26 protein-coding genes are annotated in these 24,956 nt (G+C 61.4%); 13 read left to right on the top strand and 13 right to left on the bottom strand.

The features are described 5' to 3' along the window. Positions 1-27: 27 nt before the first annotated feature. Positions 28-522 (bottom strand): SprT family zinc-dependent metalloprotease, encoded by a 495-nt coding sequence (locus tag QNH97_RS21500; RefSeq protein WP_025215070.1) that lies wholly within the window; start codon positions 520-522, stop codon positions 28-30. A 169-nt stretch (positions 523-691) separates the two neighbouring features. Beyond that, positions 692-1,294 carry a Yip1 family protein gene (locus tag QNH97_RS21495; protein WP_283553811.1) on the bottom strand — a complete coding sequence of 201 codons (603 nt, stop codon included), beginning with the start codon at positions 1,292-1,294 and terminating at the stop codon, positions 692-694. Between the two features lie 421 nt (positions 1,295-1,715). Between QNH97_RS21495 and ttcA the strand changes: the two genes are divergently transcribed. Continuing rightward, positions 1,716-2,540, top strand: coding sequence for a tRNA 2-thiocytidine(32) synthetase TtcA (ttcA, locus tag QNH97_RS21490; RefSeq protein WP_283553810.1), 825 nt, complete (start codon positions 1,716-1,718; stop codon positions 2,538-2,540). A 67-nt stretch (positions 2,541-2,607) separates the two neighbouring features. Beyond that, on the top strand, positions 2,608-3,282 hold the full coding sequence (locus tag QNH97_RS21485; protein WP_283553809.1) for a DNA-3-methyladenine glycosylase I: 675 nt from the start codon (positions 2,608-2,610) through the stop codon (positions 3,280-3,282). Between the two features lie 89 nt (positions 3,283-3,371). Here the strand turns inward: QNH97_RS21485 and QNH97_RS21480 are convergent, their stop codons facing one another. The 3 genes from QNH97_RS21480 to arsC are packed head-to-tail and all read right to left on the bottom strand — an operon-like array spanning position 3,372 to position 4,745. Beyond that, complete coding sequence (locus QNH97_RS21480; RefSeq protein WP_283553808.1) at positions 3,372-3,797, bottom strand: DUF2069 domain-containing protein; 426 nt, start codon at positions 3,795-3,797, stop codon at positions 3,372-3,374. Further along, positions 3,790-4,395 carry an NAD(P)H:quinone oxidoreductase gene (gene wrbA / locus QNH97_RS21475; RefSeq protein ID WP_283553807.1) on the bottom strand — a complete coding sequence of 202 codons (606 nt, stop codon included), beginning with the start codon at positions 4,393-4,395 and terminating at the stop codon, positions 3,790-3,792. The genes QNH97_RS21480 and wrbA overlap by 8 nt, the downstream gene beginning before the upstream one ends. After that, a complete protein-coding gene (arsC, locus tag QNH97_RS21470; RefSeq protein WP_283553806.1) occupies positions 4,392-4,745 on the bottom strand; it encodes an arsenate reductase (glutaredoxin) in 354 nt (117 codons plus the stop codon). The genes wrbA and arsC overlap by 4 nt, the downstream gene beginning before the upstream one ends. Positions 4,746-4,861: 116 nt before the next feature. Between arsC and QNH97_RS21465 the strand changes: the two genes are divergently transcribed. Then, positions 4,862-5,329, top strand: a complete 468-nt coding sequence (locus QNH97_RS21465) for a TlpA disulfide reductase family protein (protein WP_283553805.1) — start codon at positions 4,862-4,864, stop codon at positions 5,327-5,329. Between the two features lie 181 nt (positions 5,330-5,510). On the opposite strand, the gene QNH97_RS21460 is transcribed toward QNH97_RS21465, so the two are convergent. The 4 genes from QNH97_RS21460 to QNH97_RS21445 all read right to left on the bottom strand — a co-directional run bounded on the left by QNH97_RS21460 (position 5,511) and on the right by QNH97_RS21445 (position 10,352). Further along, positions 5,511-5,915: an META domain-containing protein gene (locus QNH97_RS21460; RefSeq protein ID WP_283553804.1), complete on the bottom strand. Its 405-nt coding sequence runs from the start codon at positions 5,913-5,915 to the stop codon at positions 5,511-5,513. Further along, on the bottom strand, positions 5,915-6,349 hold the full coding sequence (locus tag QNH97_RS21455) for a hypothetical protein (protein WP_283553803.1): 435 nt from the start codon (positions 6,347-6,349) through the stop codon (positions 5,915-5,917). Before QNH97_RS21455 ends, QNH97_RS21460 begins: the two co-directional genes overlap by 1 nt. 196 nt (positions 6,350-6,545) lie before the next feature. Continuing rightward, entirely contained in the window at positions 6,546-7,535 is a 990-nt protein-coding gene (locus QNH97_RS21450; protein WP_283553802.1) for a 2-hydroxyacid dehydrogenase, read from the bottom strand. A 66-nt stretch (positions 7,536-7,601) separates the two neighbouring features. Continuing rightward, a complete protein-coding gene (locus tag QNH97_RS21445; RefSeq protein ID WP_283553801.1) occupies positions 7,602-10,352 on the bottom strand; it encodes a response regulator in 2,751 nt (916 codons plus the stop codon). 309 nt (positions 10,353-10,661) lie between these two features. Here QNH97_RS21445 and cysM point away from each other — a divergent pair, with 309 nt between their 5' ends. The 5 genes from cysM to QNH97_RS21420 all read left to right on the top strand — a co-directional run bounded on the left by cysM (position 10,662) and on the right by QNH97_RS21420 (position 16,817). Continuing rightward, positions 10,662-11,564: a cysteine synthase CysM gene (gene cysM / locus QNH97_RS21440; RefSeq protein ID WP_283553800.1), complete on the top strand. Its 903-nt coding sequence runs from the start codon at positions 10,662-10,664 to the stop codon at positions 11,562-11,564. Then, positions 11,564-12,934, top strand: a complete 1,371-nt coding sequence (gene rlmD, locus QNH97_RS21435) for a 23S rRNA (uracil(1939)-C(5))-methyltransferase RlmD (protein WP_283553799.1) — start codon at positions 11,564-11,566, stop codon at positions 12,932-12,934. Before cysM ends, rlmD begins: the two co-directional genes overlap by 1 nt. Before the next feature lie 101 nt (positions 12,935-13,035). Beyond that, on the top strand, positions 13,036-15,282 hold the full coding sequence (relA, locus tag QNH97_RS21430) for a GTP diphosphokinase (RefSeq protein WP_283553798.1): 2,247 nt from the start codon (positions 13,036-13,038) through the stop codon (positions 15,280-15,282). A 135-nt stretch (positions 15,283-15,417) separates the two neighbouring features. Beyond that, positions 15,418-16,251, top strand: a complete 834-nt coding sequence (gene mazG / locus QNH97_RS21425) for a nucleoside triphosphate pyrophosphohydrolase (protein ID WP_283557526.1) — start codon at positions 15,418-15,420, stop codon at positions 16,249-16,251. Positions 16,252-16,277: 26 nt separating this feature from the next. Continuing rightward, a complete protein-coding gene (locus QNH97_RS21420; RefSeq protein WP_215007852.1) occupies positions 16,278-16,817 on the top strand; it encodes a DUF2058 domain-containing protein in 540 nt (179 codons plus the stop codon). Between the two features lie 144 nt (positions 16,818-16,961). Here the strand turns inward: QNH97_RS21420 and QNH97_RS21415 are convergent, their stop codons facing one another. The 4 genes from QNH97_RS21415 to purM form a co-directional block, all read right to left on the bottom strand. Then, positions 16,962-17,156 (bottom strand): hypothetical protein, encoded by a 195-nt coding sequence (locus tag QNH97_RS21415; protein ID WP_025215049.1) that lies wholly within the window; start codon positions 17,154-17,156, stop codon positions 16,962-16,964. Positions 17,157-17,552: 396 nt separating this feature from the next. Continuing rightward, positions 17,553-18,266 carry a DUF3108 domain-containing protein gene (locus tag QNH97_RS21410; protein WP_283553797.1) on the bottom strand — a complete coding sequence of 238 codons (714 nt, stop codon included), beginning with the start codon at positions 18,264-18,266 and terminating at the stop codon, positions 17,553-17,555. 8 nt (positions 18,267-18,274) lie between these two features. Next, entirely contained in the window at positions 18,275-18,925 is a 651-nt protein-coding gene (gene purN / locus QNH97_RS21405) for a phosphoribosylglycinamide formyltransferase (protein WP_123346222.1), read from the bottom strand. Beyond that, positions 18,925-19,983, bottom strand: coding sequence for a phosphoribosylformylglycinamidine cyclo-ligase (gene purM / locus QNH97_RS21400; protein WP_092170007.1), 1,059 nt, complete (start codon positions 19,981-19,983; stop codon positions 18,925-18,927). Before purM ends, purN begins: the two co-directional genes overlap by 1 nt. A 364-nt stretch (positions 19,984-20,347) precedes the next feature. Here purM and QNH97_RS21395 point away from each other — a divergent pair, with 364 nt between their 5' ends. The 5 genes from QNH97_RS21395 (at position 20,348) to QNH97_RS21375 (ending at position 24,927) form a co-directional block, all read left to right on the top strand. Continuing rightward, entirely contained in the window at positions 20,348-21,406 is a 1,059-nt protein-coding gene (locus tag QNH97_RS21395; RefSeq protein WP_283553796.1) for a DUF2066 domain-containing protein, read from the top strand. 33 nt (positions 21,407-21,439) lie between these two features. Continuing rightward, positions 21,440-22,513: an AI-2E family transporter gene (locus tag QNH97_RS21390; protein WP_283553795.1), complete on the top strand. Its 1,074-nt coding sequence runs from the start codon at positions 21,440-21,442 to the stop codon at positions 22,511-22,513. Positions 22,514-22,682: 169 nt separating this feature from the next. Then, on the top strand, positions 22,683-23,387 hold the full coding sequence (hda, locus tag QNH97_RS21385; protein WP_003178999.1) for a DnaA regulatory inactivator Hda: 705 nt from the start codon (positions 22,683-22,685) through the stop codon (positions 23,385-23,387). Positions 23,388-23,601: 214 nt separating this feature from the next. Then, on the top strand, positions 23,602-24,228 hold the full coding sequence (locus QNH97_RS21380; protein WP_283553794.1) for a C40 family peptidase: 627 nt from the start codon (positions 23,602-23,604) through the stop codon (positions 24,226-24,228). 165 nt (positions 24,229-24,393) lie between these two features. After that, complete coding sequence (locus QNH97_RS21375) at positions 24,394-24,927, top strand: C40 family peptidase (RefSeq protein ID WP_283553793.1); 534 nt, start codon at positions 24,394-24,396, stop codon at positions 24,925-24,927. The last annotated feature ends 29 nt before the right edge of the window (positions 24,928-24,956 follow it).

The following is a 24,956-nucleotide window of genomic DNA, read 5'->3' as shown; positions in this document are numbered from 1 at the left end:
TGGGGCCAGCCCGAATACTACGAAAATTTACTCCACCCGGGTTTCCCCACTGAACACCAAGGTATTGCGACAACTACGGCACAAATACCGCCGCCCCTGGCGCACCAGGCTATGGCGCTGGGCCGAGAACGGGAAGTCGCTGCCGTCACAGGGGCATTTGTAGATGTAGCGGGTCACGCTACGGCGTTTGATTTCGTAGGTGTGGCAGCGGTTGGGCGGCAGTTCGTACACCCCACGCATGATCAACTGCCACTCTTCGCCATGGGGCTGGATGCGTTCGCCAAACAGTTGATGGGCGATCAGGTGTGCGACTTCGTGGGCAACGGTCTGCTTGAGAAAATCGTCGGCGTTTTCCCGGTACAACTGGGGATTGAAGCGCAGCAGGTTTTCATGCAGGTGCGCGACACCGGCCTTCTGGCCACGCAATTTGAAGCTGACCACCGGGCGTTTGAAAGGACGTTTGAAAAAGGATTCGGCTTGTTGGTAACACTCTTCGACGCGGGTATTGAGTTGCTCGAGCATGCTTTACGGGTCTCCAGAATCACGAGTATGCCGCAAGCGTCGACCGTTGCGAATCGCTCAGGCGCCCAATGGTCGTTTCGACTGCTCCAAACGCAGGAAGGCCGCCTTGCGGCGGCCTGTGTTGGCAGATCCTGCTTTTTTATGGAGGAGCGCTATGGAGCTTCAATCGTCAATTGGTATACACCGGGCCGACGCCCAGCCCCCAGACAATCACCGTAAACGCCATGATGGCCACCAGCACCACCAGGCCGACGGCGAGCACCGAACTGGAAAATAGAAAGCCTTCGTCCTGAGGAATGTTCATAAAGGTTGGCAGGCCCACATACAGCAGGTAGACCGTGTAGCAGATTGCCGCCGTGCCGACGATCATCCCCAGCCACATGTGCGGGTAGAGCGCCGCGAGGCCGCCGATGAACAGCGGTGTTGCGGTGTAGGTGGCGAACGCGATGCAACGGGCCAGGCTTGGGTTAGCGTCGTAGGTACGGGCCATCCAGTGGATGAATGCGCCCATGACCGCCACACCGCCCAGCATGGCCAGGTACGACATGATGGTCATCCACAGGGCGCTTTCCTGGGTCAGCATGACCGGTGGACGACTGCCGATGACCCATCCCACCTGCGTGGTGCCGATAAACGCCGATACTGCGGGAATGGCCGCCAGGATCAGCGTGTGGGTGAGGTACATGTGGCTGATGCTTTCCTCCTGATCGCCACGGATGTCTTTCCATTCTTGATCAGGGTGGGTAAAGAGCCCCACGACATGATGGATCATAGTCAGTCACTCCTTTGTTATTGCCATCGCCCCCCAACGGAGCGCCTACACGGGCCAAGGTGGCCAAGTAAGTAAAGGTCTGAATATGTGTGCGACCTTATGTCGCAGTATAGAAAGGAGTTCTCGCCAGGGGGATGGGGGGCTTAGAGCAAATCGCGCTGTAAAGGAACAGGCTAATCGCGGCTTGATCTGTGCGCGCAATTCTCAGGCGAAGAGATTCATGGTGGCGAGGGAGCTTGCTCCCGCTGGACTGCGCAGCAGGCCCCTGCCTTTTATCTGAAGCACTGTGGTGGCAGATACATCTTGGGGTTGCTGCGCAACCCAGCGGGAGCAAGCTCCCTCGCCACAGGGGGACGGTGCCATACGGGAGGTTTTTTGCGTAAAATGCCGGCCTTTCGTCACACCTCACGGATTTCGCGTCATGGGCACTCTTACGGTCAACCAGAACAAACTGCAAAAGCGCCTGCGCCGCCAGGCCGGTGAGGCGGTCGCCGATTTCAACATGATCGAGGATGGCGACAAGGTCATGGTCTGCCTGTCCGGGGGCAAGGACAGCTATACCTTGCTCGATGTGCTGATGCATTTGCAGAAGGTCGCGCCGATCAAGTTCGATATCGTCGCGGTGAACATGGACCAGAAGCAGCCCGGGTTTCCCGAGCATGTGTTGCCGGCCTACCTCGAATCGCTGGGCGTGGAATACCACATCGTCGAAAAAGACACCTATTCGGTGGTCAAGGAATTGATCCCCGAAGGCAAGACCACCTGCTCACTGTGTTCACGCCTGCGTCGCGGCACGCTCTACACCTTCGCCGACGAGATCGGGGCGACCAAGATGGCCCTGGGTCACCACCGCGACGACATCGTCGAGACGTTTTTCCTGAACATGTTCTACAACGGTTCGCTCAAGGCCATGCCGCCGAAATTGCGGGCCGATGATGGGCGCAACGTGGTGATCCGTCCGCTGGCCTATTGCAGCGAGAAAGACATCCAGGCCTATTCGGATTTCAAGCAATTCCCGATCATCCCCTGCAACCTGTGCGGTTCCCAGGAGAACCTGCAGCGCCAGGTGGTCAAGGAGATGCTCCAGGAGTGGGAACGCAAGACCCCAGGCCGTACCGAGAGCATTTTCCGTGGCTTGCAGAACGTCGTTCCATCGCAACTGGCGGACCGCAACCTGTTCGACTTCACCAACCTGCGCATCGACGAAAACGCCACGCCACGGTTCGTCAACGTGGTGAACCTCTGACGAGGGCAAAGGCTCCTATTCACGGCGCTCGCGAGCGCCGTTTTCATTTCCGACCCCAGGAGAGGGCATGCGCGATTACAAGTGGCTGCACGAGTATTGTCTGAACCGCTTCGGTTCGGCGGCTGAACTGGAAGCCCACCTGCCGGTCCCCAAGACCCCGGCGCAACTGCGCAAGATCAGCGACGACCGCTACCTTTCGACCATGGCGCTACGGGTCTTTCGTGCCGGGCTCAAGCACAGCCTGGTGGATGCCAAGTGGCCGGCGTTCGAAGAAGTGTTTTTCAAGTTCGACCCGGAAAAAGTCGTGCTGATGAGTGCCGAGCACCTGGAGCGGTTGATGCAGGACGCACGGATCATCCGGCACTTGGGCAAGCTCAAGAGTGTGCCGCGCAACGCCCAGCTGATTCTCGACGTGGCCCATGAAAAGGGCAGCTTCGGTGCGCTGATCGCCGACTGGCCGGTGACGGACATTGTCGGTCTGTGGACCTACCTGAAAAAACACGGCCACCAACTGGGCGGCCTGTCGGCGCCACGCTTCCTGCGGATGATGGGCAAGGACACCTTCGTGCCCAGTTATGACGTGGTGGCGGCGCTCAATGCCCAAGGCATCGTCGACAAAGTCCCCACCAGCCTGCGGGACTTGGCGACGGTGCAAAATGCTTTCAACCAGTGGCATGAAGAGAGTGGGGGAAGGCCGATGTCGCAGATTTCGATGATGCTGGCTTTTACCGTCAATCATTGAGACCGCGTCGCGGCCATCGCGAGCAGGCTCGCTCCCACAGAGGAGTGCATTTCAAATGTGGGAGCGAGCCTGCTCGCGAAGGCGGCCTATCAGGCGACGGAGATATCTCCCTCACCCGCCAACCGCCGGTTCAACTGGAACCGCCAACGCACATAGAGCAAGGCCGAGCAGAACACCGCCACGCTCGCGGCCATTTCCAGCAGGCCGAACAGTTGTCGGTTCGGGTCATAGGCCGCCAACGCGCCCTTGATGAAGTACAGGTTCACCACGAAACACATCCACGAATGTCCGCGGGCGCTGCCGGAGAGCATGCCGGGTGCCAGTATCAATAGCGGCACCAGCTCGATCAGCAGAATCACCCAAGGCCGCGCGCCGTGCAGGTCGGCGATCAGCAGGTAATACCCGCTGAGCAACCCCACCAGGCCGATGAAGCACAGCAGGCTGATGACGCGGGCAATGCGTACGCGTGGTTCCAGCCATTGGGTAGAAGGCAGGATTTTCGGCTTCTTAGCCACGGCCGTTCTCCAACAGTTGCGCGGTTTTCGCCAGGCGTGAACCCAGGGCCCGGCACAGCGCGACTTCATGTTCGTTCAAGCCGCTTTTACCGTCGGCCCCGGCGTGATGACTCGGGCCGTACGGCGTGCCGCCGCCGACAGTATCGATCAAAGCCGATTCGCTGTAGGGCAGGCCGGTGATCAGCATACCGTGGTGCAACAGCGGCAGCATCATCGACAATAGCGTGGTTTCCTGGCCGCCGTGCAGGCTCGCGGTGGAAGTGAACACCCCGGCCGGCTTGCCCACCAACGCGCCGGTCAGCCAGAGATTGCTGGTGCCGTCGAGAAAGTACTTCAGCGGCGCGGCCATGTTGCCGAAACGGGTCGGGCTGCCCAAGGCCAGGCCGGCGCAGTTCTTCAGGTCATCGAGGGTGGCGTACAGCGGGCCTTGTTCAGGGATGTCCGGTGATACCGCTTCGCACTCGGAGGAAATCGCCGGCACCGTACGCAGCCTGGCTTCCAGCCCGGCCTGCTCGATGCCCCGGGCGATCTGCCGGGCCATTTCGTTGGTGGAGCCGCTACGGCTGTAATACAACACCAGGATGTATGGCGTGCTCACGGCAGAATCTCCAGGATTTTCTCCGGTGGACGGCCGATCATGGCCTTGTCACCGGCTTCGAGAATCGGCCGCTCCATGAGTTTCGGGTGGGCGGCAATGGCTGCGATCAACTGGGCTTGGCTCAGGCTCTGGTCGGCCAGGTTCAGCTCGGTGTATTCCTCTTCGCCGGTGCGCAGCAGCTGCCGGGCGGAGATGCCGAGCTTGCCCAACAGGCGTTCCAGCTGAGCGGCGTCGAGTGGGGTTTCCAGGTAGCGGACCACGGTGGGCGCCAGGCCCCGGGCCTCTAACAGTTCCAGCGCACCGCGGGATTTCGAGCAGCGCGGGTTGTGATAAAGCGTCAGATCGGTCATGAGCGGGTCGCATCTTGCGTAAGGTGGCGGCTATTCTACTGTGCTGCGAGGCGCCCGGCACGTTGAGAGAGGTCGATGGGCTGCGCCAGCGTTTACATTCAGACAAGGATCGGCATATGGCAAGGCGATTGACGGCGACACTGACATTCATCGGCATTCTGTTGCTCGCCGGCTGCGGCAACGACTACGGGGTGGACCAGAACGGCCAGGCCATCGATTCGCAAAGGCTGGACAAGCACTGGCTGGTGCTCAACTACTGGGCCGAGTGGTGCGCGCCGTGCCGTACCGAAATCCCGGAATTCAATGCCTTGGCCGAACAGCTCAAGGGGCGCAATGTCGGCGTGTTCGGGGTCAACTTCGATCAGGTCCAGGGTGAGGAACTCAAGAGCGCCAGCGACCAGATGGGGATTCGTTTCACGGTACTGGCCCGCGATCCGGCGGAGATCTTCGACCTGCCTCGCAGCGAAGGACTGCCGGTGACTTACATCATCGATAACCAGGGCAAGGTACGTGAGCAATTGCTGGGGGAGCAGACGGCGGCGGGGGTGATGGCGAAGCTTGAGGCGTTGCAGGCGTTTAAATAATCCCTGTGCGGCTGAGGGCTTGTATGTGGCGAGGGAGCTTGCTCCCGCTGGACTGCGCAGCAGGCCCCTGCGTCCTGTCCGACACCGCGGTGATAGATACATTTTGGGGCTGCTGCGCAGCCCAGCGGGAGCAAGCTCCCTCGCCACATGGGGGCTTCAGCTGCCACTGGGCTCGTCAGCCTCAGCCTTCCTCCAACCACCACCGCAACGGTTTGCCCTGGGCCGGCCAGAAGCGCACTTGCTCGATGGGCGAGATGTCCCAGCGTTCGACCTTTTCCAACGCCTGCAAAAAGCGCGTCTCTTGCTCCATCACCGCCGGGGCACAAAGCTTGCGCGTGCTGCCGATCTTGCCGAAGCTCAAGCGGTGGCCTTCAAGGGTGTAGGGCGCGAACCAGTGGTTGCAGCCGCCATTGCCATACGCCCGGCCGTCGTCACCGAGGGTAATGGTCAGGTGGCTGTAGTCCATCAATGGCCGTTCACCGATCCACTCCAGGATGTAGCTGCGGTTATGTTGCAGTTGCACCGACTCGGTGGCGCAACCCATCAGGCCGACGCTGATCAGCGCGGTCAGGGCCAGGCGTTTCATCAGGCGGCTTCCTGGCATTTCGGGCACAGATGTTTTTCACCGACAGTGGTCCAGCCCAACTCGGCGATGCGCGCGTTGGCCACCGGTTTCTGGGCCTTGACGCCGAGCTTGGCGTCGACGGCGAATTCGAAGCTCAGCTCCTTGGCGCAACCGTCGCAGTTGACCTGCCAGGTATGGATCGCCAGCTCGCCAAACACCGGGCCGGTGGTCATGGCGGTCCATTGGCCCATGGGCTTGAGCAGGTGCCGCACGGTGTCCACGGTCAGGCGCATGGACAAATCCTTACTGCCCTTGAGCGTGACGAGCAGCACATCGTTGGCCTGGATCGAACCGCCATTGCCAGTAACCTGATAGCGGCCTGGCGCCAGAGCGCGGACTTCGGTCAGGGTGTGCTGGGGATTCATCAGGGTGTAGCGGAAATCGTGTTCGGCCATGGGTCCTCCAAATAGGCGCGACATGCTAGCACGGGGCATGGGTGGTATGGTCAACCACGAATCTTGCCGACGAAACTCCACCCCCCTGTGGGAGCGAGCTTGCTCGCGATGGCGGCAAATCAGGCAGTATTGATGTTGACTGACAGACCGCTATCGCGAGCAAGCTCGCTCCCGCAGGAGGTGTGTTGGCTCAGGTTTAGCGGTCCACCAGGTTCTGCGGCGTGCCGGCCGCCCAGGCAGCGATGTTGTCCAGGGTGGTCATGGCAATCGCCGCCAACGCTTCATGGGTCAGGAAGGCCTGGTGTGCGGTGATCACCACGTTGGGGAAGGTCAGCAGCCGTGCTAGCACGTCGTCCTGCAAGGGCAGGTCGGAGCGGTCCTTGAAAAACAGCTGGGCCTCTTCTTCATACACGTCCAATCCCAAGTAGCCTAACTGGCCGCTTTTCAACGCGTCGATCAACGCCGGTGTATCCACCAGGCCGCCACGCCCGGTATTGATCAGCATGGCGCCGCGTTGCACCGTGGCCAGCGATTGGGCGTTGATCAGGTGGCGGCTTTGTTCGTTCAGCGGGCAGTGCAGGCTGATGACCTGGGCTTGCCCCAGCAGATCGGCCAGGGGCAAGTAGCGAGCCCCCAAGGCTTCGACCTGAGGGTTGGGGTACGGGTCGTAAGCCAGTAAATGGCAGCCGAAACCGGCCATGATCCGCGCGAACGTGGCGCCGATCTGCCCGGTGCCGATCACGCCGACGGTCTTGCCCACCAGGTCAAAACCAGTCAGTCCATGAAGGCTGAAATTGCCGTCCCGGGTGCGGTTGTAGGCGCGGTGCAGGCAGCGATTGAGCGCCATGATCAACGCCACGGCATGTTCGGCCACGGCGTGGGGCGAGTAGGCCGGCACTCGGACGATGCTCAGTCCCAGGCGCTTGGCGGCGGATAGGTCAACATGGTTGTAGCCGGCCGAGCGCAGGGCGATCAGCCGGGTGCCACCGTTCGCCAGCCGTTCCAGCACTGGGGCGCTCAGGTCATCGTTGATGAACGCACAGACCACTTCATGCCGTTCGGCCAGGGCCACGGTGTCCAGGTCCAGGCGGGCCGGCTGGAACTGCAATTCAAGGCCGGCGGGCGCGGGGGCTTTGCTGAAACTGTCACGGTCGTAGGTCTGGCTGCTGAAAAGAATCGCGCGCATGGCGGCCTCCTGGCTCTGGAATGAACTCAGCTTAACCGCCATCGTCCGTGTCGCCATTGCCCTGGATCAGGCACTGATACGTGCCTCGCTGGCCAGGCGGTTGATGGCGCGCTCCAGGTCTTCCAGGGCTGCGGCGGCTTTCGGGTCCTGTTGCTTGAGCAGGGTTTCGCTGCGCTGGCAGGCGGCGCGTAATTGTGGAACACCGCAGTAGCGTGTGGCGCCATGCAGGCGGTGGACCCGTTCGATCAGGGCGTTGTGATCGTTGGCTTCGTTGGCCTGGCGGATCGCTTCGCGGTCGGCTTCCAGGGAGGCCAGCAGCATCGCCAGCATGTCCGCCGCCAAATCGGCCTTGCCGGCGGCCAGGCGCAGGCCTTCTTCGTGGTCGAGCACCAGCAGTTCGCTGCCGCCATGGGCATCGCCGCTGCGCTCCGGCGACTGATTGCGCAAGGCTAGGCCGGTCCATTTAAGGACCACCTGGGCCAGTTGTCGTTCGCTGATGGGTTTGGTCAGGTAGTCGTCCATGCCACTTTGCAGCAGGGCGCGCTTTTCGTTGGCCATGGCGTGGGCAGTGAGGGCAACGATCGGCAGTGGCGTGCAATGCCGCTCGCTTTCCCACTGACGGATCGCCTCGGTGCTCTGGCGACCGTCCATGCCGGGCATCTGCACGTCCATCAAGACCAGGTCGAAGGTTTCCTTCTGCACGGCCTTGACCGCCGCATAACCGCTTTCAACGGCCAGCACCTTGGCGCCCATGTCTTCGAGCAGGGTTTGCACCAGCAGCAAGTTGGCCGGATTGTCGTCCACACACAGGACCTTGGGCGCGCGGCTGGCCACCGGTTCATGGGGTTCGCTGCGGGTGGGGCGCGGGTTGACCAAGTCGGAAAGCGAGCGACGCAACTTGCGGGTGCAGGCCGGCTTGGCTTGTAGCTGGCTGTGCGGGTTGGGCACCGAGAGGTGGTACAGCGTCTGTTCGGTGGTGGGGCACAGCACCAGCACTTTGCAGCCCAGGTGCTCGAGGTCCCAGATGTGCTGATTAAGACGCTCCGGCGGCATGTCGTTGCTGGTGATGCCCAGCACGGCCAGGTCAATCGCCTGATCGGTCTGGTGGGCGACAGTGACGCCGTTGGTCAGGTTTTCCAGGGTGTTGAATGGCGTCACTTGCAGGCCGCAGTCTTCGAGCTGGTGCTGCAAGGCCTGGCGGGCCAACTCATGGTTCTCCAGCACCGCCACGCGCCGGCCCAGCAACGGTGGACCGGGCAAGTCCTCGGCGTCGTCGCGGGCCTTGGGCAGGCGCAGGCTGATCCAGAACTCCGAGCCTTCGCCCGGTGTACTGTCGACGCCGATTTCCCCGCCCATTTGCTCCACCAGGCGCTTGGAAATCACCAGGCCCAAACCGGTGCCGCCCGGTTGCCGGGACAGCGAGTTGTCGGCCTGGCTGAACGCCTGGAACAGCGCCCGCACGTCCTGGTTGGACAGGCCGATGCCGGTGTCCTGGATGCTGATGCGCAACTGCACGCTGTCTTCGTGTTCGTCCTCAAGCATGGCTCGGGCGACGATGGTGCCTTCGCGGGTGAACTTGATGGCGTTGCTCACCAGGTTGGTGAGGATCTGCTTGAGGCGTAGCGGATCGCCGACCAGGGACAGGGGCGTGTCCCGGTAGACCAGGCTCACCAGTTCCAGTTGTTTGGCGTGAGCGGCCGGAGCGAGGATGGTCAGGGTGTCTTGCAACAGATCGCGCAGGTTGAACGGGATGCTGTCGAGCACCAGTTTGCCGGCCTCGATCTTCGAAAAGTCGAGGATTTCGTTGATGATCCCCAACAGGCTGTCAGCGGATTTTTCGATGGTGCCCAGGTAATCGAGCTGGCGCGGAGTCAGTTCGCTTTTCTGCAACAAGTGGGTGAAGCCGAGGATGCCGTTGAGCGGCGTGCGGATTTCATGGCTCATGTTCGCCAGGAACTCGGACTTGATCCGGCTCGCTTCCAGTGCTTCCTTGCGCGCCAGGTCCAGTTCGATGTTCTGGATCTCGATGGTTTCCAGATTCTGGCGCACGTCTTCGGTGGCCTGGTCGATGCTGTGCTGCAATTCTTCCTGGGCGTTCTGCAAGGTGCCGGCCATGCGATTGATGCCCGAGGCCAGCTCATCCAGCTCCTGGCTGCCCAGCGGTGGCAGGCGGGTTTCCAGGTGGCCATCCTTGAGTTGCGCCACGGCTTGCTTGATCTGGCTGAGCGGCCGGTTGATCGTGCGGCCCATGCGCAAAGCCAGCAATGCAGTCAGGCCCAGGCCAGCGGCGATCAGCAACAGGCTGGCGAACAGGCTGCGGTAACCGCGCAGCAACATGCCGCTGTGGGACAACTCCAGCTCGACCCAGCCCAGCAGGCGGTCGGCTTCTTCGGGAATCAGTTCACCGGCCAGGTTGCGGTGCTTGCCGAATACCGGCAACAGGTAGCGCGTGGCGTCGTTGCCGGTGCGTTGCAGCAATTGGGCACTGTTGCCCTCTGGCGCCCGGTTGAGCATGGTCGGGCCGGCGTGGGCCAGCGACGTGCGATCGGGGGCGAGAAAGGTCACGGCACGCACGTCCGTTTGTTCGAGGGACTGCGTGGCGACACGTTCAAGCAACTCGGTGTCCTGGCGGCTCATGGCCGGGGCGACCAGCGGGGCAAGCTGTTCGGCGATCATTTCGCCACGTTGCAACAACTGGGCGTGCAGGTCAGATTGCTGCATCCAGATGAAATAGCCGCCCAGGACCAGCGCCATCAGGCTGGTCGGCAAAAGGGTCAGCAACAGCACACGGCCTTTGATTCCCAGTTTCTTGAGCACACTTGTCTCCTGCATCCAGCGTCTGATTGAGCTTTGCGCGCATCCTGCACGCAATACCTGCGCAGTGTAGCGATTTGCGGGCGGGCAATCTTTGTAAAAATCATGTCACGGTCCTGGCACCTTCGCCTGCTCAGGCTTTGGGGCTGCTGTGCAGCCCAGCGGGAGCAAGCTCCCTCGCCACGGGGCCTGCTTATTCCTTACGGGCGCTGCTTATTCCCATAAGCCATAACCACCACACTTTGCGTGATATGGCAGCGCCGGGTTTGCCGGTATGATAGGCGCCCCCGCAGTCCGGATTGCGAATACGCCATGACTTTGCAGTACCCCACTATCGCCGATTGCGTCGGCAACACTCCGCTGGTCCGTTTGCAGCGCCTGCCTGGCGTCACCAGCAATACGCTTTTGCTCAAGCTCGAAGGGAATAACCCGGCGGGTTCGGTCAAGGACCGGCCGGCGCTGTCGATGATTACCCGGGGCGAATTGCGCGGGCAGATCCAGCCCGGCGACACGTTGATCGAAGCGACCTCCGGCAACACCGGCATCGCCCTGGCCATGGCCGCGGCGATCAAGGGCTACAAGATGATCCTGATCATGCCCGACAACTCCAGTGCCGAGCGCAAGGCGGCGATGACTGCCTATGGCGCCGAGTTGATCCTGGTAACCCAGGAGCAGGGCATGGAAGGCGCCCGGGACCTGGCCGAGCGCATGCAGGCCGAAGGGCGTGGCAAGGTGTTGGATCAGTTCGCCAACGGTGACAATCCCGAGGCTCACTACACCACCACCGGCCCCGAGATCTGGCGCCAGACCGACGGCACCATCACCCATTTTGTCAGCTCGATGGGCACCACCGGCACCATCATGGGCACCTCGCGCTATCTGAAAGAACAGAATCCGAATGTGCAGATCATTGGCCTGCAACCGATGGAGGGCTCGGCCATCCCGGGCATTCGTCGCTGGCCCGAGGAGTATCTGCCGAAGATCTACCAAGCCGAGCGCGTGGACCGCATCGTCGACATGGCCCAGAGCGAAGCCGAGGACATCACCCGTCGCTTGGCTCGCGAAGAGGGCATCTTCTGCGGTGTGTCTTCGGGCGGCGCGGTGGCGGGAATGCTGCGCCTGTCGAAGGAAGTTGAAAACGCGGTGATCGTCGCGATCATCTGCGACCGTGGCGACCGTTACCTGTCGACCGGCATTTTCGACGCGCCCAACTGATGGCCAAGCAAGAGAGAGGCCTGCGCTTCCAGCCCAGCGGCGGAAGCCGGGCCCCGCAAGTGCCCACCGGTAAAAAGCAGCGCTTGACCATCGAACGCCTGGCCAATGATGGCCGGGGCATCGCTTTTGTCGACGGGCGCACTTGGTTTGTCATCGGCGCCCTGGCTGGCGAAGAGGTCGAGGCGCGGGTGCTGGGTGCCCATGGCAAAGTGGTCGAGGCCCGCACCGAGCGGGTGTTCCAGCCCAGTGAACTGCGCCGTGCGGCACCGTGCATCCATGCCGGTCGTTGTGGCGGTTGCAGCGTCCAGCATTTGCCCCATGACGAACAACTCGCCCTGAAACAGCGCATGCTTGTCGAGCAGTTGTCGCGGGTGGCCGGGGTAGAGCCGCAAGAATGGGCGGCGCCATTGAGCGGGCCTGAGTTCGGTTATCGGCGTCGCGCCCGCGTGGCGGTGCGCTGGGATCAGAAAGAAAAAAAACTCGAAGTGGGTTTCCGCGCCGTTGGCAGCCAGGACATCGTGGCCATCGGCGATTGCCCGGTGCTGGTACAGCCCTTGCAGCCGATCATGAGCCGCTTGCCGGACATGCTTCGACGCTTGAGCAAACCCCAGGCCCTGGGGCATGTGGAATTGTTTGCCGGCTCGTCCCTGGCGGTATTGCTGCGGCACATGGCGCCGCTGTCGGAAGCCGACCTGACGATCCTCAAGGACTTCTGTGCTTTCCACCAAGCGCAGTTGTGGTTGCATGGGGAGGGCGAGCCGCAACCGGTCGATCCAGGGCAAGCCTTGGGTTATCGCTTGGAAACCTGGGACCTGGACCTGGCTTACCGGCCGGGGGATTTCATCCAGGTGAACGCCGGGGTCAACGAGGCGATGATTGCCCAGGCGCTGCAATGGCTCGCGCCCCAAGCCGAGGAGCGGGTGCTGGATCTGTTCTGCGGGTTGGGCAACTTTGCCTTGCCGCTGGCCAAGCAGGTACGCCAGGTCGTGGCCGTGGAAGGCGTGCAAACCATGGTGGACCGCGCGGCGGCCAATGCCCTCAGCAACAATTTGAATAACACTGCCTTTTTTCAGACCGATTTATCCCAGCCTCTGGCAGGTGCCGAATGGATCGGCGAAGGCTTTTCTGCGGTACTCTTGGACCCACCCCGTGACGGTGCTTTCGAGGTGGTGCGCAAGCTGGCGTCCCTGGGCGCCAAGCGGTTGATATATGTATCGTGCAACCCGGCAACTTTGGCCCGGGACACGGTCGAACTGATCAAGCAGGGCTACCGGTTAAAACGTGCCGGGATTCTCGATATGTTTCCTCAAACGGCACATGTCGAGGCCATGGCGTTATTTGAAGCGAGCCAGGATGGCTTGTCCGACTGACCCGTTCGTGCAAACCCGCCACAGTCCTGGGCGCAAACACGGACACCGAAGGGCAGCGATGTTGACGCATTGAATCTGCGTCGTAGGGAAGGTAAGTAAAGATGGTACAGGTGAGAGCACACCAGCCGATCAACACCGACGGCAGTATCAATCTCGAGGCTTGGCTCGATCACGCGGTCAGTGTCGACACGGCACTGGATCGCGAGGCCTTGAAGGCCGCCTGCGAGTTCGCTCGCGAGGCGGAACAGCAACACAACGCAGCGAAGAATCTGTGGTCCGAAGGCACCTCGAGTTTCCAGACGGGCCTGGAGATCGCCGAAATCCTCGCCGACCTCAAGCTCGACCAGGATTCGCTGGTGGCGGCGGTGCTGTACCGTGGCGTGCGCGAAGGCCAGATCCAGCTGCCGGTGGTCAGCCAGCGCTTCGGCACGGTGGTCGCCAAGCTGATCGACGGTGTGCTTCGCATGGCCGCCATCAGCGCCAGCCTGAGCCCGCGCCAGTCCATGGTCCTGGGTACCCAGGGCCAGGTGGAAAACCTGCGCAAGATGCTCGTGGCCATGGTCGACGACGTGCGCGTCGCGCTGATCAAGCTGGCCGAACGAACCTGTGCAATTCGCGCCGTGAAAGGCGCCGATGACGAAAAGCGCAACCGCGTCGCCCGGGAAGTGTTCGACATCTATGCCCCCCTGGCCCACCGGCTTGGCATCGGTCACATCAAGTGGGAGCTGGAGGACCTTTCCTTCCGTTACCTGGAGCCCGATCAGTACAAGCAGATCGCCAAGCTGTTGCATGAGCGGCGCCTGGATCGCGAGCGTTTCATCACCGACGTGATGACCCAACTGCGGGAAGAACTGCAGGCCACCGGCGTGGAAGCCGACATCAGTGGCCGGGCCAAGCACATCTATTCGATCTGGCGCAAAATGCAGCGCAAGGGCCTGGAATTCAGTCAGATCTACGACGTTCGCGCCGTTCGCGTTCTGGTTCCGGAAATGCGCGATTGCTACACCGCGCTGGGGATCGTCCACACCTTGTGGCGGCACATTCCCAAGGAGTTCGACGACTATATCGCCAACCCCAAGGAGAACGGCTATCGCTCGTTGCACACGGCGGTGATCGGCCCTGAGGGCAAGGTGCTGGAGGTGCAGATCCGCACCCACGCCATGCACGAGGAAGCCGAGCTGGGGGTCTGTGCCCACTGGAAATACAAGGGCACCGACGTCAAGTCCGGCTCCAATCACTACGAAGAGAAAATCTCCTGGTTGCGCCAAGTGCTGGAATGGCACGAGGAACTGGGTGACATCGGCGGCCTGGCCGAACAACTGCGGGTCGATATCGAGCCGGACCGGGTCTACATCTTCACCCCCGACGGCCACGCCATCGACCTGCCCAAGGGCGCGACGCCGCTGGACTTCGCCTACCGGGTCCACACCGAGATCGGCCACAACTGCCGGGGCGCCAAGATCAACGGGCGGATCGTGCCGCTCAACTACAGCCTGCAGACCGGTGAGCAGGTCGAGATCATCACCAGCAAGCACGGTACGCCGAGCCGCGACTGGCTGAACCCGAACCTGGGCTACATCACCACCTCGCGGGCGCGGGCGAAAATCGTCCACTGGTTCAAGTTGCAGGCCCGCGACCAGAACGTCGCCGCCGGCAAGACCCTGCTCGAACGCGAGCTCAGTCGCCTGGGCCTGCCGCAGGTGGACTTCGACAAGCTGGCCGAAAAAGCCAACATGAAAACCGCCGAGGACATGTTCGCCGCCCTCGGTGCCGGCGATCTGCGCCTGGCGCAACTGGTCAACCTGGCCCAGCAATTGGTGGAGCCGGAGCGCGGCAACGAGCAACTGGAACTGATCCCGCGCAAGGCCACCGGCTACAAGCCGGGCAAGCGCGGCGATATCCAGATCCAAGGCGTGGGCAACCTGATGACCCAGATGGCGGGCTGCTGCCAGCCGTTGCCGGGGGATGCGATCGTCGGCTACATCACCCAGGGCCGTGGCGTGAGCATTCACCGCCAGGACTGCGCCTCGGTGTTGCAACTGGGCGGCCGTGAACCGGAGCGGATCATCCAGGTCAGTTGGGGCCCGGTGCCGGTGCTCACCTACCCGGTGGACATCGTCATCCGCGCCTACGACCGCTCCGGCCTGCTGCGTGACGTGTCCCAGGTGTTGCTGAACGAGCGGATCAACGTGTTGGCGGTCAATACCCGCTCGAACAAGGAAGACAACACCGCGCTGATGTCCCTGACCATCGAAATTCCGGGGCTGGATGCGCTGGGGCGGCTGCTGGGGCGGATTTCCCAGTTGCCGAATATCATCGAGACCCGGCGTAACCGGACGCCGGGCTAAAGCTCAGGCACGGTCCAAAAATGTGGGAGCGAGCCTGCTCGCGAAGGCGGTGTGTCAGCCAGTATTGTTTTGACTGATGTACCGCTTTCGCGAGCAGGCTCGCTCCCACAGGGTTTTTTTTGTGGTGGATGAATGATGTACAGCCTCGAAGACCTGCTCCACCTCATGAACCGCCTGCGGGACCCGCAGTACGGCTGCCCGTGGGACATCAAGCAAACCTATGCGACCATCGTCCCTCATACCCTGGAAGAAGCCTACGAAGTGGCCGATGCCATCGAGCGCGGCGATTTCGATCACTTGCAGGGCGAGTTGGGCGACCTGCTGTTCCAGGTGGTGTATTACAGCCAGCTGGCCCGGGAAGAAAACCGCTTCGAATTCGCCGGCGTGGTCGACAGCATCACCCGCAAGCTGATCCGCCGTCATCCCCATGTGTTTCCTACCGGCGACCTTTACGCGCCAATGGACATCCCGCGCCTGAGCGAAGAACAGGTCAAGCAGCGCTGGGAAGAGATCAAGGCAGAGGAGCGTGCTGAAAAGGCTTCGGCACCGGAGCAGTTGTCGTTGCTCGATGATGTGCCCGCGGCCTTGCCGGCGTTGTCCCGTTCGGCGAAGTTGCAAAAGCGTGCCGGGCAGGTCGGTTTCGATTGGCCAGGCCCGTTACCGGTGCTCGACAAGGTCCGGGAGGAACTGGACGAAGTCCTCGAAGCCATGGCCGACAATGATCCGGTTGCCATCAGCGACGAGATCGGCGACCTGCTGTTCAGCGTGGTAAACCTGGCCCGGCATCTGAAAGTCGACCCGGAAACCGCCCTGCGTGGCGCCAACGGAAAATTCGAGCGGCGGTTCCGATTTATCGAACAGGCATTGCGCGACACCCACCGTCCCATGGAAGATTGCACCCTCGAAGAGTTGGACGCCTTATGGGGCGAAGCCAAACGTCAGGAAAAGAATTTGCCCAGCTGTGGCTGAGGCCGTTGCCTAAGTGAGTAAGCACCATGAGCCTTTCCCTTCGCGACCAGTTGCTCAAAGCAGGGCTGGTCAACCAAAAGCAGGCCAAACAGGTCGGCAAAGAGAAACAGAAGCAGCAGCGCCTGGCCCACAAAGGCCAGGTCGAACTGGACGACTCCCAGCAACGCGCGGCCCAGGAGGCCATGGCCGAGAAGGTCAAGCGCGACCAGGAACTCAACCGTCAGCAGCAGGAAAAGGTCGAGCAGAAGGCCCGGGCCGCGCAGATCAAGCAATTGATCGAAGTCTCGCGCCTGCCGAAGCTGACCACCGAGGATTACTACAACTTCGTCGATGACAAGAAGGTCAAGCGCATCTCGGTCAATACGCTGATGCGCAACAAGCTGAGCAGTGGCTCGCTGGCGATCGTCCACCATGCCGGCGGCTACGAAGTGATCCCGCGTGAAGCGGCCCTGAAGATCCAGGAGCGCGATCCCAAGCGCATCGTCCAGCTCAACACCCAGACCGAAGAAGTGGATGCTGATGATCCGTACGCGGCGTATCAGATTCCGGATGATTTGATGTGGTAAGGCGGGCGTGATTCCATTGCGCTGAAACACAAAACCTCTGGGAGCGAGCTTGCTCGCGATAGCGTCGTATCAGTCAACATCTCTGTCACTGATAGACCGCTATCGCGAGCAAGCTCGCTCCCACAGGGTTTCTATCGCCAATTCTTACGATTCTGCCATCTCACGCGAGCGCAACCTTTCTTCGCGCTCCAGCTCAGCCTTGTAACTATGGGCATCCGTCTCGGAGTGGAACATCCCCACCAGCAAATCCTGTTGATGCACATCCCATATCCGGATACCGGCGGCAATGCCTTCGTGGGACATGTGGGCGTCGTCGCGTTCAGTTACTTTCACAGTCATCTTGCAAGCTCCAATCTCTGTTATCTGCAGCAAGGCGTGTGCAGGTCTTTGTTATAGATTTTGGTAGCGTGCTAAGTAAATGCCTGGGCCCGTTAAGAAGTTTTCATGAAAATCGCAACAATCCTGCAGGCCAGGCGGTGCGCGGCATTCGGTCGCAGGGGGCTTTCATGAAGAAGGTTTCATGTTGTAAAGGCAATTGTCTGGTTGAACCCCCATCCTGTGGGAGCGAGCCTGCTCGCGATAGCGGTGTGTCAGTCAGTGGTGAAGTTGGCTGATCCGACGCCATCGCGAGCAGGCTCGCTCCCACAGGTTTATTCCCGCAGGGGTAGATGGTGGGCTTGAAATCCGGGCATTAAAAAGCCCCGCATGTGCGGGGCTTCTTGGTATAAGCGTGGATCAGCTGCCTTTCACAGCCTTGCCGTTGACCGTACCGTCCTGGAGCATGATGTTGTACTCCTTGCCGTCGGTCTCGACCTGTTGCAGGCGCACCAGCAGATAATCCCAGTCCTTGGCAAACCAAAGCACGGTGATGCGTTTGCTTTGTGTCGGATCGCGCACGCGCTCGACCTTGATTGCCTCGATCTGGCCGGCCTTGGTGTCGACCTTTTCCGAACCCAGCACGCGGAAGTCATAAGTATCGATTTCGCCATCATCGACGACCTGATAGCTCATGCTTTTCTTGCCGGCCGCCACGTCGTGCTGCAGGGCCAGTTGATAGGTGGATTTATCGACCATGCCACGGTTGAGCGGCAGCTTGACCGCGTCACCGCGATCGGTGCCGGTGACCATCTTGGTGTTCCAGTCGAAGTCCAGGTCGGCCTTCTTGGCCTTGCCCAGGCCGCCACGTTCGAAGTGGTAGGACTGTGGCAGCAAGGTGTCCTTGTCCAGGGTCAGGGTGCTTTCTTCGGTCAGGCTGGCGATCATCATCGAAGCCTTGAAGCTCAGCTTCCAGGTGCCGTTGGCTTCCTTGGTCAGGCTGCGCTCGGCGGTGCCGCTCATGGGCAACTGTTTCCAGTCGGCGGTGTAGCTGGCGGAGAACGGTTGAAGTTCCGCAGCCTGTGCCAGGGGCAAGGCAAGCAGAGCGCAAGCGAAGAGCAGGGCGCGACGCATAAAATCTCCTAGTATCGAATCAAATGGCCGCTGGCGGCGAGTAACTGGCCGTCCAGTGAGGCTCCGCGATCGTCGAGGGTCAGCCGTCCTTCGGCAAACCAACGCACGGCCATCGGGTAGATCTGGTGCTCGCGGGCGTGAACCCGTTGCGCCAGGCTGTGCGGCGTGTCGTGCAACTCTACCGGTATTACTGCCTGTACGACCAGTGGTCCGCCATCGAGTTCCTCGGTGACAAAGTGCACCGAGCAGCCGTGCTCCGTGTCTCCGGCCTCCAGCGCCCGCTGGTGAGTGTGTAACCCTTTGTATTTGGGCAGCAGCGAAGGATGGATATTGAACAGGCGGCCCTGGTAATGACGCACGAAGCCGGCGCTGAGGATGCGCATGAAGCCGGCTAGTACCACCAGTTGCGGATTGAAGGTGTCGATCTGTTCCATCAGTGCGGCGTCGAAGGCTTCGCGGCCATCGAACGCCTTGTGATCCAGGACGCGGGTGTCGATACCCGCCTCCCGGGCACGTTGCAGGCCGTAGGCATCGGCGCGGTTGGAAATCACCGCGCGGATACGGACCGGGCTGTCGCCGGTCCGCGTACTGTCGATCAGGGCCTGCAAGTTGCTGCCGGTGCCGGACAGCAGCACCACCACGTCACAGGTTGCGGACATCAGTGCGCCTTAAGGTTTTTCAGCTCGACTTGGGCAGCGCCTTCGGCGGCGGTGGCGATCTGGCCAATCACCCAAGGCTGTTCGCCGGCTTCACGCAATACGTTCAGGGCGGTCTCGACGTGCTCCTGGGCCACACAGATCACCATGCCCACGCCGCAGTTCAGCACGCGGTGCATTTCGGTTTCATCGACGTTGCCTTTCTCTTGCAGCCAGTCGAACACCGCCGGGCGGGTCCAGCTCGCCACGTCGACCACGGCCTGGGCGCCTTTTGGCAATACGCGCGGGATGTTGTCCAGCAGGCCACCGCCAGTGATGTGAGCCATGGCCTTGACGGCGCCGGTGTCCTTGATCAGCTTGAGCAGCGGCTTGACGTAGATGCGGGTCGGGGCCATCAGCAGGTCGGCCAGTGGCTTGCCGTCGAGCTGGGTGTTTTCGATGTCGGCACCGGAGACTTCGATGATCTTGCGGATCAGCGAGTAGCCGTTGGAGTGCGGGCCGGAGGACGGCAGGGCGAGCAAGGCATCGCCAGCAGCGACCTTCGAACCGTCGATGATCTCGGCTTTCTCGACCACGCCGACGCAGAAACCGGCCAGGTCGTAGTCTTCGCCTTCGTACATGCCGGGCATTTCAGCGGTTTCGCCGCCGACCAGAGAGCAGCCGGCCAACTCACAGCCGGCGCCGATGCCGGTCACGACTTGGGCGGCGGTGTCGACGTTCAGTTTGCCGGTGGCGTAGTAGTCGAGGAAGAACAGCGGCTCGGCACCGCAGACCACCAGGTCGTTCACGCACATGGCCACCAGGTCGATGCCGATGCTGTCGTGCTTGTTCAGGTTCAGTGCCAGGCGCAGCTTGGTGCCGACGCCGTCGGTGCCCGAGACCAGCACCGGTTGCTTGTAGCCGGCCGGGATCTCGCAGAGGGCGCCGAAACCGCCCAGGCCGCCCATGACTTCCGGACGCGCAGTGCGCTTGGCGACGCTCTTGATGCGTTCGACCAATGCTTCACCGGCGTCGATGTCTACACCGGCGTCCTTGTAGCTCAGGGAGGGTTGCTTGCTCATGATCCAGGCCTTTAGGGGGGATTTCTGGGTAACGACCGACGCCGGGGCCATTGAATAACCGTTGTACGAATTATTCCGGATGCCCAGCCATTGCCGGTCTGCGAAGGCGCGCGATTTTATCAGGCTTGAGGGGCAGCGGCCATCCTCGCGCCGACGGGCAGGGACATATCCACGGAAAAAAACCGATATTTCTTATATTGGTACTGCGTAGCGCGTCTGTATAAGGTGTAGCGGTAACCGGTTATGGTGATGACAGTGCGAAACTTCCATCGGGCGTGTGAATGTTTTGCCGGGTGCTGTGGTCACAGCCATGCTCAATCTTCTTCACACGGCCTGTTCCAGCCGTTATGTCCGGGAATCTTCCATGCGTTTGTTCAAATTCTTGTCTGTGGGCTGCCTGTCGCTGATCAGCCTGGCGAGCCATGCCGAAACCCTCAATGGCCTGTATCAAGTGCTCGAGCCGGTCAGCAACCAGACCCCGGAGGAGCGCAACCAGGCGACTCTGCGCGCGCTGGACACGTTGGTGCTGCGCCTGACCGGCGACGCCAAGGCCGCCCAGAACCCCGGCCTGGCGGCGATCCGCAAGGATCCGCAACAGATCATTCTTCAATATGGCTACGACGCCGGCCCTCCGGAAAGCCTCAAGGTGGACTTCGACCCGGCGAGCTCCGACCGGGCCTTGCGTTCGGCGGGGTTGTCGCTGTGGGGCGCCAATCGCCCATCGATCCTGGGGTGGTGGCTGAACGATTCGGCTGAAGGTTCCAGCCTGGTGGGCGATGGTCAGGCCAGCGCCGCTCCATTGCGGCGTGCCGCCCAGCACCGGGGTTTGCCGTTGCACCTGCCGCTGGCGGATTTGAGTGAGCAGATTGTCGCCACCGCGCCAAACCTGGAAGGCAATGACCCGGCGCCTTTGCGTGATGCCTCGGAGCGATACGCAGCGGACGCCTTGCTGGCGGTCCATGCCAAGGAAGAGGGCGGCCAGTGGCAAGGAACCTGGCGCCTGTGGTTGGGCGACCAGCGCGAGCAGGGCACCGCCCAGGGCGCCGATCCTGCCGCCTTGGCCGATGCGGTGATGTTGGCGGTGAGTCAACGGCTGGCGCCGCGCTTCGTCGCCAAGCCGGGCGTGGCCACCGAACAATTGCTGGAAGTGCAAGGCATGAACCTTGAACGCTACGCGGCCCTTGGGCGTTTGCTCGAACCGTTTGGCGGGCAGTTGCAGCGGGTTGAAGGCGACCGGATCGTCTATCGGGTCAACGGCAGCGCCGATCAGTTGAAAGCGCAACTGGCCCTGGCGAAATTACAGGAAATACCTGCCGGTGAACCTGTCGCGCCAGAGCCTACGCCTCAGCCAGCCGCCGACGGCTCGGTTCCGGTGGCAGCGCCAACGCCTGCGCCAGCGGCCAATCTGCGGTTCCGCTGGTAGGTTTTCTTTCTTTATATAGCTAGGGAGTGGTTCATGGGTGATACGCGGCGTTGGTTCTGGTTGGGTGGGGTCGCCCTGCTGATTGCGCTTATCTATTTGCTGCATCCGATCCTCACGCCGTTCCTGGTTGCGCTGCTGTTGGCTTATCTGTTCGATCCGGTGGTGGATCGCCTGGAAAAACTCGGCCTGTCGCGAACCTGGGGCGTGGTGGCGGTGTTTGCGCTGTTTACCCTGATTGTGAGCGCCCTGTTGCTGGTGCTGATCCCGATGCTTGCCAAACAACTGGTGCGCCTCTACGAGTTGGCGCCGCAGATGCTCGATTGGTTGCAGCACAGCGCGGTGCCGTGGGTGCAATCGAAGCTGGGGCTGGCGGACGGTTTCTGGAAGTTCGACAAGGTCAAGGCGGCCATCAGCGAGCATATGGGCCAGACCACCGACATTGTTGGCGTGGTCTTGAGCCAGGCCACGGCCTCAGGCCTGGCGTTGATCGGCTGGTTGGCGAACCTGGTGCTGATTCCGGTGGTGGCTTTTTATCTGCTGCGGGACTGGGACTTGATGATGGCCAAGATCCGCAGCCTGCTGCCGCGTCACCGCGAAGAACGCATCATGACCCTGACCGGCGAATGCCACGAAGTGCTGGGTGCGTTCGTGCGCGGGCAGTTGCTGGTGATGGTGGCGCTGGGTTTCATCTACGCGGCCGGCTTGATGCTGGTGGGGCTGGAGTTGGGGCTGTTGATCGGCCTGATCGCCGGCCTGGCGGCCATCGTGCCGTACATGGGGTTTGTGATCGGGATTGGCGCAGCGTTGGTCGCCGGGTTGTTCCAGTTTGGCGGCGACCTGTATCCAATGATTGGCATCGTGGCGGTGTTCATGGTCGGCCAGGCGCTGGAGGGCATGGTGTTGACGCCGCTGCTGGTGGGGGACCGGATTGGCCTGCACCCCGTGGCGGTGATCTTCGCGATCCTGGCGGGTGGCGAGTTGTTCGGTTTCACCGGGATCCTGCTGGCGTTGCCGGTGGCAGCGGTGATCATGGTGCTGGTGCGCCATATGCACGATCTGTACAAGGATTCGGACATTTATAGCGGCGCCGAAGACCCCGACCTGTAGGGTAAATCGCGGGCGGGGCGTCAGGGAAACCGACGCCCCGTCCTCTTGCTTCTGCAAACCTTTGATTTTGCTCGTGGTCCGGCGCATTGTGCGGTCCGTGTCACGGGTATAAACTTTGCGAACTTTACACAGAGGCCACTAACGGTTCCTTTGGAACTGTTCAGTCAGCATGAAACCGATTCAGCTGCCCCTAGGTGTGCGTCTGCGTGATGACGCCACCTTTATCAATTACTACCCAGGCGCCAATGCCGCTGCACTCGGCTATGTCGAGCGGCTCTGCGAAGCCGACGCTGGCTGGACCGAAAGCCTGATTTATCTGTGGGGCAAGGACGGGGTAGGGCGCACGCACCTGTTGCAGGCGGCGTGCCTGCGGTTCGAGCAGTTGGGCGAACCGGCTGTGTATCTGCCGCTGGCTGAGCTGCTGGATCGCGGCGTTGAAATCCTCGACAACCTTGAACAGTACGAACTGGTCTGCCTGGACGATCTCCAGGCGGTGGCCGGCAAGGCCGATTGGGAAGAAGCGCTGTTTCACCTGTTCAATCGGCTGCGCGACAGTGGTCGGCGCTTGCTGATCGCCGCCTCGACGTCGCCGAGAGAACTGCCGGTGAAGCTGGCGGACCTCAAGTCCCGTCTCACCCTGGCGCTGATTTTCCAGATGCGGCCACTTTCCGACGAAGACAAACTCCGCGCCTTACAGCTGCGCGCTTCCCGACGCGGCCTGCACCTGACCGATGAAGTCGGGCATTTCATCCTCACCCGTGGCACCCGCAGCATGAGCGCGCTGTTCGAATTGCTCGAACGCCTCGACCAAGCCTCGCTTCAGGCCCAGCGCAAGCTGACTATCCCGTTCTTGAAAGAAACTTTGGGCTGGTAAAACTGTCGCCAGATGATGGCTTAAAGCCTCTTCTCGACGCGGTGAAGCCCGCGGTTTTACTGGGCTGCAGGGCTGTAACCCGCTGAAACCGGGCTTGAGCGCTTAGATGTAAACGAGAAACCGAGAAGTCACATTTGCATCGATTGAATTTGCAAATGAGATTGATAGAAGGCATAGTCTCGCCATCTTTACTACTTCAGCCACGGTCGTGCCCATGCTAAATCGCTTCGCACCCCTCGTGCCTCTCGCACTCGTTACCCTGTTGTTCGGTTGTGCTGCCCACTCTCCAGTGACCCAGCAAGCGCAGCAACCACAGGTCCAGAATTCCGTTACCGCCCAGTCTTCCTCCGTTGCCTTCCAGGAAGAAATGGCCTCCGACAAAGAGCTGGCAGCTTTCGCCGGCAGCAAGCCTTATCAACTTCCAGTGCTGGCCGACAGTATCCTGGAACGTGGCATGTCGTTGATCGGTACCCGCTACCGTTTTGGCGGTACCTCTGAAGCCGGTTTCGATTGCAGCGGTTTCATCGGTTACCTGTTCCGCGAGGAGGCCGGCATGAACCTGCCGCGTTCCACGCGCGAAATGATCAACGTGAAGGCTCCGCTGGTTGCGCGCAATGAACTGGAACCCGGTGACCTGCTGTTCTTCAGCACCAACGGTCGTCGTGGTCGCGTCAGTCACGCCGGTATCTACCTGGGTGACAACCAGTTCATCCATTCCAGCAGCCGCCGCAGCGGTGGCGTGCGCATCGACAGCCTGGGCGACAGCTACTGGAACAAGACCTTCATCGAAGCCAAGCGCGCCCTCGCCATGGCACCGACGGTGGTCACTGCTCGCAAGTAAGCACACAGTTTGTAAGGCAAACTTAAAGTCTTACTTGAAGTTTGCTGCATAGCCGCTAGAATCCTTGATCATTGATTGATGGCAATCCGCCTGCGTATTACGCAGGCGGATTTGTTTTCATGCCCACGGCAGAAAAGCCGCATCCAGATCAGGATTGTTCTGCATATGTCGACGTCGGCCCGCCTCGCTCTGATATTCCTCGCCGCGCTGCTCAGCGCCTGTGCCAGCCGCACTCCGCCGCCGGCCCCCGTGCGGGCTCCGGTGGTCTTTGCTCCTTCACAGACCTTTTCCCCTGCCGCCGAAGATGTGCTCTTTCGGGCGCTGGGTCTGGTGGGCACGCCGTATCGCTGGGGCGGTAATACGCCGGATTCGGGTTTCGATTGCAGCGGGCTGATTGGCTATGTCTACCGCGATGCCGCCGGCATTTCCCTGCCGCGTTCCACCCGCGAGATGATCGGCATGCGCGCCCCGGATGTCGGTAAGGAAGCCTTGCAGAGCGGTGACTTGATTTTCTTCGCCACCAACGGCGGCTCCCAGGTCAGCCATGCCGGGATCTACGTGGGCGAGGGCCGCTTCGTCCATGCGCCGGCCACGGGTGGCACGGTCAAGCTCGACAGCCTGTCCAAGGCTTATTGGCAGAAGGCCTATTTGGGTGCCAAGCGGGTGCTGCAGCCGGAGCATCTGGCGCGTAATCCCTGACCCTTCAACTTTTGCAGTGCTAGAAAGCT

This window comes from Pseudomonas sp. G2-4, assembly GCF_030064125.1.
Taxonomy (GTDB): Bacteria; Pseudomonadota; Gammaproteobacteria; order Pseudomonadales; family Pseudomonadaceae; genus Aquipseudomonas.
The sequence above is the reverse complement of the archived record's forward strand: the minus strand, read 5'-3'. Positions and strand labels throughout refer to the sequence as shown.